General features: G+C 62.7%; 5 protein-coding genes. All 5 read right to left on the bottom strand.

The features are described from left to right. Positions 1–35: 35 nt before the first annotated feature. On the bottom strand, positions 36–2,387 hold the full coding sequence (locus QZL63_RS03065) for a GH92 family glycosyl hydrolase (RefSeq protein ID WP_022307865.1): 2,352 nt from the start codon (positions 2,385–2,387) through the stop codon (positions 36–38). Positions 2,388–2,502: 115 nt separating this feature from the next. Continuing rightward, the gene (locus QZL63_RS03070) at positions 2,503–5,952 is read right to left on the bottom strand and encodes a polysaccharide lyase family protein (RefSeq protein WP_022307866.1); all 3,450 of its coding nucleotides are present in this window, start codon (positions 5,950–5,952) and stop codon (positions 2,503–2,505) included. 38 nt (positions 5,953–5,990) lie between these two features. Beyond that, on the bottom strand, positions 5,991–6,926 hold the full coding sequence (locus QZL63_RS03075; protein WP_022307867.1) for a LamG domain-containing protein: 936 nt from the start codon (positions 6,924–6,926) through the stop codon (positions 5,991–5,993). A 37-nt stretch (positions 6,927–6,963) separates the two neighbouring features. Further along, positions 6,964–8,637: a RagB/SusD family nutrient uptake outer membrane protein gene (locus QZL63_RS03080; RefSeq protein ID WP_022307868.1), complete on the bottom strand. Its 1,674-nt coding sequence runs from the start codon at positions 8,635–8,637 to the stop codon at positions 6,964–6,966. Positions 8,638–8,655: 18 nt separating this feature from the next. After that, a partial coding sequence (locus QZL63_RS03085) for a SusC/RagA family TonB-linked outer membrane protein (protein ID WP_290585833.1) occupies positions 8,656–11,529 on the bottom strand: 2,874 nt, incomplete at its 5' end.

Here is an 11,529-nt window from a genome sequence, read left to right on the forward strand (position 1 = left end):
GGCGGAGTCTACTCCGCCGGCTGCCCGGCACACCGTCACTTCGAATAGCTGGGAGCCTCGGCCACGCCCCAGTGCGTGTTGGGTTCCGGCCCCATCTTCAAGCGGAGCGTGGCGCCGTCGGTCATCTCGTCGCGGAAGAACCAGCAGCGGTCGAGCGGCTTGCCGCCGAGCGTGGCCGACTGCACGTAGCAATCCTCGGGACCGTTCGCCTCGGTCTCGATCACAAAACGCCCGCCGCGTCCGTTGCGGATGACCACCCGGTCGAACTGCGGGCTGCCGATCTGGAAGGTCGGGCGCAGACTCGTACCGCCCTGTACGTCGAACAGGCCCATGGCCGCCATCACGTACCACGCACCGAGCTGTCCCTGATCCTCGTCCTGCCCGTATCCGTAGCCGTGCTCGCCGTCCGTGCCGTAGAACTCGTCGCAGATGAGCCGCGTCCACTTCTGCGTGAGCCACGGCATGCCCGAATAGTTGAACAGCCACGAGATGTGGAGGCTCGGCTGGTTGCCGTGGTTGTAGGGGCTCTCGAGGCCCGAGAAGGCATTAACCACCTTGCCGCCGCCGAAGATCGAGGCGCGGGCCGCCGTGAAGATCGAGTCGAGGCGCGTGTTGAAGGTCTCGCGGCCGACCCGCTCGACGAGCGCCACGGGATCGCCCGGCACGAAGAAAGTATACTGCATGGCATTGCCCTCCTGGAAGCCGCGCCACGACTCGAGGGGATTGAAGCGCTCGAGGAACGAACCGTCGGCCCGGCGCGGGCGGATCAGCTTCAGATCGGGATCCATCAGGCGCTCCCATCCCTTCGACAGCCACATGAGCCGTTCGTAATCGGCCTCCCGGCCAAGCGCCTTGGCCCACTGCGCCACGGCATAGCTGCTGAACGAATATTCGAGCGTGTGCGAAGCGCTGAAGGTCGAACCGGCAGGCCGCAAATCGGGCTGCGATCCGTCGTCAAAGGGGGCGTAGCCGAGTTCGACGAAAGCGCCGACATCCGTCTTGCCAGCCCCCTCGGGACGGTCTTCCCAGGCCAGTTCGTTCTTGAGGGCCGCCTCATAGGCCTTCTCGACATCGAAGTCGCGGATGCCGCACTGGTAGGCCCCGGCCATCACCACGCTCACCATGTTGGTGCCCACACCCGAGACATACTTGCTGCAGGCAAGGCCGTCACCGAGCCATCCGGCATCGTCGTAGACGAGCAGCTGGCTGCGGATGAAGTCGTTGTAGTAGTCGGGATAGGCCAGCGCCCAGAGCAGCGTCAGGTTCCAGTAGGCCCCCCACACGGCGTCGGTATTGTAGAGGCAGAAGGCCGGACGCCCGTCCTCGCCGGCAGGAATCCGCCCCACCGTGCCGTCATGGCGCGGATAGGAGCCGTCCACGTCGCTGGCCACGCCGCGGCCGAGCAGCGCATGGTAGAGACCCGTGTAGAACTTGATGCGTGCAGCCTCGCTGCCGCCCTCGACCGCGATGCGTCCCAGCCCCTCGTCCCACTTGGCGGCGGTGCGGCGGCGCACGTCATCGAAGTCGAGCCCGTCGGCTTCGGCGCGGAGGTTGGCCCGGGCATTCTCCACCGAGGTGTAGGAGAGTCCGATGCGGAGCTCGATCCGCTCGTCGGCCGAAGTCCGGTAGCGCAGGGCGACACCGGCCCCGACACCGCGGAGCTCATCCCCTGCAAAGGGCGTCTCGCCCCGGCGATAGAGCTGCCACGAATCGGCCCCGCGGCTCAGCTCGGCATAGAAATAGACTCCGACGGTAGCCCCGGGCTGGTATTTCTGGGCATAGAGCGGTTCGTAGACGGCATACCCCTCGACATGCTGCGGATCGGTCACACGGACAAGGGCATCGACCACCGGGCCGCTTTCTCCGATGGCGTTGCCGATGTCGAAGAGGATGTTCGAGGCTTCGGATGCGGGGAAGGTGTAGCGCTGGAACCCGACGCGCGTGGTGGCCGTCAGTTCGGCGCGGACCCCGTAGTCCTTGAGCAGGACCGAATAATAGCCCGGCTCGGCGTGCTCGTCGGCCTTGTCGAAGCGCGAGCGGAACCCGGCATCGGGATCCTCGAGGCGTCCCGGCACGGTCTGCACCTCGCCCACGGTGGGCATCAGCAGCACACCGCCCACCTGAAACTCATGCAGGCAGGGGAATCCCTCGATCGAGGTGTGCCCGTCCTCATAGCCCACGGCCTCCCAGCCGCTCGGACTGGTATAGCTGCCGTTGGTCGAGGGACCCAGTTTGGCCATGCCGAACGGTTCGGCCGCCGGCGTATAGAAGAACCAGCGGCTGTGGATCGACCCCAGGTTGGGGTTCACGTAATCGGCCGGTCGCGGTGCATCCGCACAGGCCGTCGCAGCGCAGCAGGCTGCGGCTAAAAGAATCAGTCTTTTCATAATCTCCTGTCAAAAAAGGGAGGGCCGTCCGTCGGGACCGGCCCCCGAACGGCCGGAGGAGGGCCTGACCATCCCTCTTCCGGCCGTTCATCGGTTCTTCGGATGTATGTGCGGATCAGCGGCTGAGACGCACGAACACGTTTTCGTAAGGTTGGAGCGTGAGCGATGCGGTACGCTTGCCCGTCGGTTCGTCAAGGGCATTGACCACCTCGAACGTCAGCGGATTCCCCGCAGCGTCGAGCAGCGTGAGCTCGGCCTCACGGCCGTCGGTCTCGCGGAGGTTCACCAGCACGGCGCCCTGCCCGGCCCGCGACGGCGAGCACGAGGTCATCAGCACATGGTCGCAACCCGTGCGGAAGAACGACTTCGACCAGGCCTTGCCGTTGTCGGCACCGGCCGCCGGCATCACGCGGGCATAGAGCGGGATGCGGTTGCCCCAGCCGAAGGCAGAAGCCTCGGCGTTCGACGTATCGGCACACGAGGTAAGCGTGTAGCTCCAGTTGAGCTCACCCTCCTGCGAGGCGCGGAAGTTCGTCGTCCAGTAGTTGTTCGTCACCCACGAGAAGAGGTGCGGCTTTTCATAGGTGCGCGGCTGGCGGTAGGGATCGTTCAGCAGCTCGCCCATCATGAAGAGCGGCATGGCGTCGCAGCTCACGAGGATCTGCGCCCGGTCGTTGCGCACCGAGACAAAGTTCTGGACCGTATTCCACGACGCCGTGGTTCCGGGAATCTGGTTCTCTCCGGCATAGACCACGCCGCCCGGCACGTCGAAGGCCAGCCGGCCGCCCTCGAGGGCGAACGGGAAGGCCACATAGAGGCCCGACGGATCGGTCTCGGGAAGACGGCGCGCCGCATAGTGGAGATCGATGCGCTTGACGTCGTTGTAAAGGCGCACCTCGACCCGCACGCCGAAATCGGGATCGCACCCTTCGGCCGTACCGCGGAACGAGACAGTCGTATAGATGTCGCCGGTGGTCGCACCCGTGAAGCGGACGTCGCGCAGCCCCGAACGGCGGTAGCGCTCGAAGACCTTGCGCTCCATCTGGTGGCGGTCACCCTCGAGCGACTCGTAGATGAAGTCGCCCAGTTTCCATTCGGCACCGCCATCGACCAGCTCCAGGCCCAGCTCCTTGTCCACGAGTGAGCGGATGCCGCCCGTAGCGGGGTCGAACTCCAGGCGGTAGAAGTCGTTCTCGACCGCATGGTCGGCCGGCTCGAAAGCCTCGGGCTCGGCGGCGCGGCCCTCATCGAGCACCACCTCGTAGGTCTTGTACCCCATCGCCGGGATCCGGTCGGCCCAGATGGCATAGTAACGTCCCTCGCTGCGCGAGCGGATCGGCTCGACGGAGAGTGCATGGCCCTGCTCGTCGAGCAGACGGAAGGCACGGTCGCGCGGAATCACCTCGAAGTCGATGTAGACGGTCGTCAGCGCCGAACGCTCCCAGCCCAGCGGGTTGAAGAAGGTCAGCGTCGGACGCTCCGAACGGTGCAGGTCGCCCTGAAGCCGGCCGATCGAGGTCTCGTAGAGCATCTGCGCACTCTTGAGCGCCTCCCAGACATAGGAGCCCTTCTCGGCCCACTGCACCTGCGAGTTCTCGCACAACGGGTCCCAGATGCTCTCTGCGGCACCGAACGTGTGCTCGTCATAGAAGAGCAGGTTCTCGTGGATGCGACGCATCTCGTCGTGCATTCCCTCGACACCTTCATCGCCCGCCATGCCGGCCATCGAGAGCATGCCGCCGATGGTGATCATGTCGGACTGCGTCTTGCGCGAAGCTGCCGTTTCACGGGCTGCCGAGCCGAATCCGTCGGTCCACCAGTCGGGATAGGCCGCACGGTAAACGGGAAGACGGTCGCCGTATTTCGTATCGATCTGCTCGAGGAATTCATGTACGGTCGCGCTGCGCAGCTTGGGCCATGCGTAGTGCTCGTTCCAGTCGCGGATCAGCGCGCACTCCTGCATCGACGGAGGCGAGTTGTCGGTGGAGTATCCCGAGTACTGGGCCGCAATGAGCGGGAAGTCGTAGCCGCCGCGGCGCAGCGAGCGGATGTAGGAGAAGACCCCGTTGCGGACACCCTCCATATCGCCGCGGTCGATGCCCCAGAAATTGGCCGTCATGTAGTGGTCGGCGCGGAACGAGAGGAGGCTCTTGCCCGAGGGCGACTCCCAGCGGTAGAGCGTCGGACGGTCGAAGGGGATCAGGGCGCGGTGGCCGTTCGAGCCCATCGTCAGGTACTTGACCCCGAGATCGGGCAGGTAGTCGGCCAGACACCAGGCCACGCCGTTCACGTCGTCCTGCATGGCCGTCTCGACCGGAATACCCAGTTCGTGGAAGCGGGCGATCGGCGCCAGGAAGGTCTTGTAGGCATTCTCGCCCGAGAGCTCCGACATGTTGAAGAACATGGCCGTCACTTCGATCTGGCCGTTCTTCACGAAGCGCAGGAAGCGCTCGACCTGCTCGGCGGGACGGATGCGCAGCCACTCGCGCACGGCCCACGAGGCTTCGCACGTCCAGCGGAACTTCGCGTCGTCGGGATAGTCGGCCGTCGCCTCGCAGTACTCGATGGCGTAGTCGATATAGCGCAGGTGCTCGGTGAGGATCTCGGTCTGCGGCTTCGTATAGCCGATGTCGGTGTGGGTGTGCTGCACGAGATAGACCGTCCAGCGCTCGGCCGGAAGGATCTCCGTCTCGACCGAACGGTCGCCGTCCGGCGTCTTGAGCGCAAAGCGCACCCGGCGGCCGTCATACCCCTCGGGAATGCCGCCCTGCACGCGGTTCAGACCCGGGGCGAGCTTCAGCTCACCGCCGGCCTTTCCGTCGTAGCTCCATGCCGCCTTGCGGGGTTTCGCATCCCAGTTGGCGATGTCGAGCGTCACGGGATGGAGCAGCTCATCCTGCGTCCGGCCGTAGATCAGCGCCGGTTCGGACTCGGCTGCAAAGAGCGAGATGCCGGCGCCCGCCGGAGCGCTCTTCACCGGAGCCGAAGCCTCGAACGTCACGGCGTCGAGCACCATCCAGCTGCCCGAAACCGTACGGACCGAGAGGATGTTGTCGCCCGCGCGGAGCGTCCCGGCCGGAATTTCGACCTCGGCGCAAAGGCCTTTCGACGAGGTTTTGCGCGTATCGAGATAGTTCTGATCGGCTCCTGCGGGAGTCTGAACCTCCGTGCGGAAATCGTTGAGTGCGATCTCGAGCCGCGGAGCCGAACCGCTGTGGACCTCAACGAAGTCGAGCTTCAGCCGCAATGCGGCCTCGGGATCGGCCTCGCGGACCCCGAAACGGACCAGCAGCCCGCCCTGCGGATTGCCCGCCCAGCTGTCGGAGGGACCCGGAATGACGAACGGGACGTCCGATGCCGAACTGTGCCCGACAGTATAGAGCGCCGTGCACCCGGGGAAACGTTTCGAAATGTCGGAATAGCTTCCGTCGTCGAGCGCAAACTCGGACGACGAACCGTCGGCCTTGCCGATCTGCCACAGCCGCACCGGATACGGGCGGGCCCAGAGGCCCGACCATATCAGTGTCAGCAGTACGGACAGCAGCACAAATCTGCGGTTTGTCATATGTTATACGTTTTTATATGCGTGAATATTCTTCCGTTCTATTCGGCATCGAGCCACGTGATGTCGGTCATCGCGGCCACATGCGAACCGGTCTCGTCGGTGATCTCCGTACCGACATTGAGCGTCAGCGGCCAGTAGGCCATCAGCCCCTCTTCCGTGCCGGTGAACGAGCACTTCACATCGGAAGCCACCTCATCGGCCGTGCGGGCGTCCTCCCAGATCGAGACGTTCTGGATGTCGCCGCGCATGTAGCGGTCGCTGTAGTAGGGCGAGGTGCCCAGCTGCAGGTCGGAGGCCGAAGCGGCCAGCGTGCCGCAGTTTACCGAGCTCTTCTGCACTCCGTCGAGGTAGAAGACCATCTTGCCGCCCGCCTTATAGGTCGCCGCAATGTGATACCACGTATCGAGTTCGATCGTGCAGCATCCGCCGCCGTTCCAGTTGTTGGCATCGGCATCGTAGATGTAAAACTGCAGCTGGTTGCCGTTGTTGCGGACCATAAAGCCGCCGGTACCGGACTCGTTGGAGATGATGCACTGGTCACCCGAAGCGAACTCCGAGAAGCGGACCCGCATCTCCACGGTGAAGGCATCCTCCAGCCCCCAGTCGGACGAGGCTCCCAGGTTCATCTTCGAACCCAGGCCGAAATGTGCGATACCCGGTTTGACGACATTCGCCTTGAAGGCCGCAATGGCCTCCTCGAGCAGTTTCGCCGCATTGGTGTAACCCTCTTCGCGCGAGGTGTTGTTCATGATGAAGTAAGCCTGGTCGATCCGTGCCTGCAGGGTCTTCTTCGACCCCGGGGCGATATCGCCTTCGGAGGTTCCCTCCTCAACTTCGGCGATGAGCGTCTCCGCCTCGCGGATCACCTCCATGAGCGCCCGCTGCGCATCCGACACCCCGTCGTCGCTGCACGATGCGAGGAACAGTCCGGCACAGCAGAACATCAGCGCCAATCTCTTGACTATTGTTTTCATAGTTGTCTCGTTTTATCTTCGGTTGGAATGTACTCGGTTAATTGTAGCCTTCGTTCTGTCCCAGGGTCGTCCAGTCGGGCATGCCGTCGAACTGCGACTGCGGGATCGGACGAACCACATGGTAGTCCTGGATGTTGTCCACGGCGTCGGGGTTGTAGAGCTTCACGCGCTCGACGAGTTTGCCCAGACGCTTCAGGTCCAGCCGCCGCTGCCACTCGCCGGCCAGCTCGCGGGCACGCTCCTCGAGGATAAAGTCCACGGTCATGTCCTCCTCGGTAACGGTCATCGCCTCACGCCAGGCCTCGTTCTGCTCGGGATCCTCCGAATCCTGACGGATGGCTCGTTCGCGCAGCGTCATGATATCCTTGGCGGCAGCCTTCAAATCGGGGTTGGCGCGGCGGATGTTGGCCTCGGCGCGGATCAGGTAGAGCTCGCCCAGACGAATTACCGGATAGGAACGGTCCGAAAGCGTGGACATGTTGCCCGGACGGGTGTGGTCGTAGAACTTGGTCATGCCGATGAAGGTCCAGCGGTCCTGCGGAACGCCCTTGGCATCGTACATGTCGTTGCGGTCGAAGAAAGTGTAGCAGGTCTTCATGCGCTCACGCTCAGCTGCGGGCAGCACGTCGGGGCAGCAGTAGAGCGCCGTATCGATGTACTCGCGCCACTGGTTGTCGGGGAACTCCGAGCGGTCGTCTGCCGGATCGTTGTAATACCATACCCACTGGTGCAGATCCCGCCAGCGGAGGTCGGCTTCACGGTTGAAATTGTCGATGTAGTAAAGCGACGGGATAGCCTGGCAACCGCCGTAACCGGTCCAGTCAAGCATCGTCTGCACACCGGGGAAGCGGTCGATGTACATGGCATACCACTGCCAGTAGCCGTTATACTGCGCATAGGACTCGTCGTTGGTGAAGTTCGTCGTCCAGATGAACTCGTCGTTGGTCTTGTCGTCGGCCCAAAGGTCCTTGAGCGACGGCGTCAGCTCGAAGCCGTAAGGGCCGTCGATCACCTCGGAAGCCAATCGCTCGGCATCCTCGAACTGCTCGTGGTAGAGGTACATGCGCGCCAGGAAAGCCTTGGCCGTCGGCATGTCGATGCGTCCCGCCTCGGAAGTGCGCTCGTCGGGCAGCATTTCCTCATTGACAACCTGCTCCAGACCGCCGATGATCTCCTTGTAGAAGTCCTCGCGCGTGGAGCGGCGAGCCTCCATACCCTCCGTCTCGTCGGTCGTGCGGGGCAGGTACGAGTCGCCCCACGTCTCGGTGACGATCCACAGGAACATCGAGCGCATCACGAGCATCTCGGCCTTGCACTGCAGCTTTTCGTCTTCATTGGCAAAGGGCGTCGTATCGATGGTCTCCATGAACATGTTGATGTTGGCCAGCGCCTTGTAGCAGTGGTTCCACAGCCACGAGACATTGCCGTTGTTGGCATCCAGTCCGTAGTAGTCCGTAAGGCCCGTATCGCCCTGGTTCTTGCCGCGCAGGAAGATGTCCGTGCCCAGCTCGGTCATCAGCGGCCACTGTCCGTCGCCGCCGTAGAGGTTGTTGATCTTCGTATAGGAGAGGTTCACGAACGCCTTGAGTCCGTTCTCCTCGTTGAAAATATCGGTGGTCGATCCGTAGGACTCCTCCTCCAGGAAGCTTTCGCAGCCGGTGACACCCGCAAGCAGAGCGGCGGAGGCGAGGATCGTTGCTATCTTTTTCATGGTCGTTGTGTTTTAGGATTAGAACTGAACGCTGGCTCCGAAGATGTAATAGGACTCCCACCACGAGATACCGCCCTGGTCACGGAACTGGCTGTATCCCCACGGATCGTTCATCGTGAAGTAGAAACGCGTCTTCTTGACGATACGGCCCATCCACCGCTCGGGCAGCGTGTAGCCCACCGTGATGTTGCGGATGTTCACGTAGTCGTTGTCATAGTAGCCGGCAGCGTCGAGGTACTTGATCGACTGGCCCTCGACCGGACGGGGATAGCGGTTGGTCGGATGCTCGGGCGTCCAGTAGTCGATCTTGTAGGTGTTCCAGCGGCCCAGCTCGCTGGCCCAACCGCCGGTACTGCGGCCGTCATAGGCCAGGGCGCCGAACTCGCCGTAGATATCTACCGAGAAGTCGAGGTTCTTCCACTGTCCGCTGATCGACAGTCCGCCGACCCAGTCGGGGCGCGTCGTGCCGAGGATCGTGCGGTCGTTGCCGTCGATCACGCCGTTGCCGTCGAGATCGGCCACCTTCACCTCGCCGGGCTTCTGCCCGTAGAGAGCGGCCATGTCGGCCTCGTCAAGCTGCCAGATGCCCACCTGCTTGTAGTTGTAGTGCACGCCGTTCACCGGATAGCCCACGAAGAGGTTGTTGTTCAGGTCCTGCTTCATGTTGGGATCCTGCAGGCGCACCAGTTCCTCCTTGTTGCGGTAGTAGGAGAGATTGACGTTGAGCGTGAAGTCCTTTTTCTGAATGGGGACCGTCGAGAGCGACACCTCCCAACCGCGGTTGCGCGTATCGCCGATGTTCGTCCAGGCCTGATTGAAGCCCGTGGTATAGGGAAGCACCTTCAGGTAGAGCAGGTCGTAGCTCTTCGAGTCGTAATACTCGACCGTACCGAAGATGCGGCCGTTCAGGAAACCGAAGTCCAGACCGATGTCGAGCATCTTGTTGCGCTCCCAGCCCAGGTCGGGCGTCGGACGGGTCGAGGGCTCCAGACCCGGCAGGTGGGTTTCGCCTCCGAATCCGAAGTTGGCGTAGCAGCCGTAGAGCGAACCGAGCGTGGCGTAGGCCGCAATCGAGTAGTTACCCGTCATACCGTAGCTGGCGCGCAGCTTGAGGTTGGTAATCCAGTCCACGTTGTCCTTGACGAAGCTCTCCTCCGAAATGCGCCAGGCCACGGCGGCCGAGGGGAAGAAGGCCCACTTGTTGCCGGGCGAGAGCTGCGAGGCACCGTCCTCGCGGAACGAAGCCGTCACGATGTAGCGGTCGTCGAAGGTATACTGCAGGCGGCCGATGACCGAAACCATCTGGTTGCGGATGAAGCCCGAGCTGATCGACTTCGAGTCGGTCAGACGGTTCATGTTGTACCACAGGTAGGCGGGCGACTCCTGGTCCTTGCCCGACATCGAGGAGTTCACCGTCTGGCGGTTCTGCATCTCGAAGATGGCCGACACGTCGATGGCGTGCTTGCCGAAGGTCTCCTTGTAGTTGAGGATGTTGTTCCATACCCAGTCGGCCTTGCGGTTGTTGTGCATGCCGGCTACGTTGCGCTCGTCGGTGTAACCCACGCTGCGGTTGTCATAGTAGTATCCGCGCGAGGAGAAGGCCGGCGTATAGGCGAAGTTGGTATTGAAGGTAAGGCCCTTGTAGAGGTCCACCTGCGCGAAAAAACGCATGTAGATCTTCCACTCCTCGGTCTTGTCCTCGTAAGCGCCGTCCGTTTCGTTCATGTAGGGGTTCTTCACGAACGGGTCACCGAACGGATACTCGTTGTAGGAGCCGTCCTCGTTGTGGATCGGCGTCAGCGGCGACATGTGGAGGAACGTGTCGAACATGTCGGGCTTGTCGTGGCTCACGTTGTAGAACGCCCGGTTCGAAATACCCACCTTCAGGAAAGGCAGCACCTGATGCGTCAGGTCGGTGGTCAGGTAGAAGTAGTCGCGGTGGTCGCCCTCATAGCGATCCTCGTTGTTCTTGTAGTTGAACGAGATCTTGTACTGGGTCTTTTCGTTGCCCGAGGCAATGGTCAGCGAATGGCTGTGCCACAGGCGCTTCTGATTGAAATAACGGCCCATCCAGTCGGTGTTCATCTTGCCCATGTTGGCGATCTCGGCGCCGAAGAAGGCCTTGCTGTCGTCCTCGGGCGAGTTCCACACGCCGGCAGCACGGCTGGCCTCACGCTGGAAGGCGATGTACTCGTCGGCATCCATCACGTCGAGCGTACCCCAGTTATTGACGCCCACACCCACGAAACCGTCGTAGGTGACCTTCGTCTCGCCCTTCTTGGCCTGCTTGGTGGTGATGAGGATCACACCGTTGGCACCCTTCGCACCGTAGATGGCCGTCGAGGAGGCATCCTTCAGAATGTCGATCGACTCGATGTCGCCCGGGTTAATCGAAGTGAGCGTCTCGTCGTAGGGAATGCCGTCGAGCACGATCAGCGGGTCGTTGCCCGCATTGGTCGAACGCGTACCGCGGATGCGGATCGAACCGCCATCGACACGGATACCGGCCACACCGACCAGGCTGGTGGTCAGGTCGTAGGCCGGGATGCGGGCGATCTGCTCGGCCGACACCGAAGCCACCGATCCGGTGATATCCTTACGCTTCATGGCCGTATAGCCCGTCACCACGACATCCTCCAGACCGATCATGTCCTCGCGCAGCGTCACGTCGATCTGCGTACGCGAACCGACCTTCTCCTTCTGCGACATCATACCGAGGAAACTGAATTCCAACTCATCATTGCTTCCTACCCCCTCGATGCGGTAGGCGCCCGAAGCATCGGTCGATACGCCGAGCGAACCACCCACGACCGTCACGGCCGCTCCGGGAATCGGGTCGCCCTTGCCGTCGCGGACCGTTCCGCTGACGGCACGTCCTTGTGCGGGGGGGGG

The sequence above is a fragment of the Alistipes sp. CAG:268 genome, from assembly GCA_000434235.1.
Classification (GTDB): Bacteria; Bacteroidota; Bacteroidia; order Bacteroidales; family Rikenellaceae; genus Alistipes; species Alistipes avistercoris.

Bases quoted from the DNA above. Each gene is read 5' to 3' on its own strand.
- QZL63_RS03065 (WP_022307865.1), bottom strand. From the start codon at position 2,387: ATGAAAAGACTGATTCTTTTAGCCGCAGCCTGCTGCGCTGCGACGGCC.
- QZL63_RS03070 (WP_022307866.1), bottom strand. From the start codon at position 5,952: ATGACAAACCGCAGATTTGTGCTGCTGTCCGTACTGCTGACACTGATA.
- QZL63_RS03075 (WP_022307867.1), bottom strand. From the start codon at position 6,926: ATGAAAACAATAGTCAAGAGATTGGCGCTGATGTTCTGCTGTGCCGGA.
- QZL63_RS03080 (WP_022307868.1), bottom strand. From the start codon at position 8,637: ATGAAAAAGATAGCAACGATCCTCGCCTCCGCCGCTCTGCTTGCGGGT.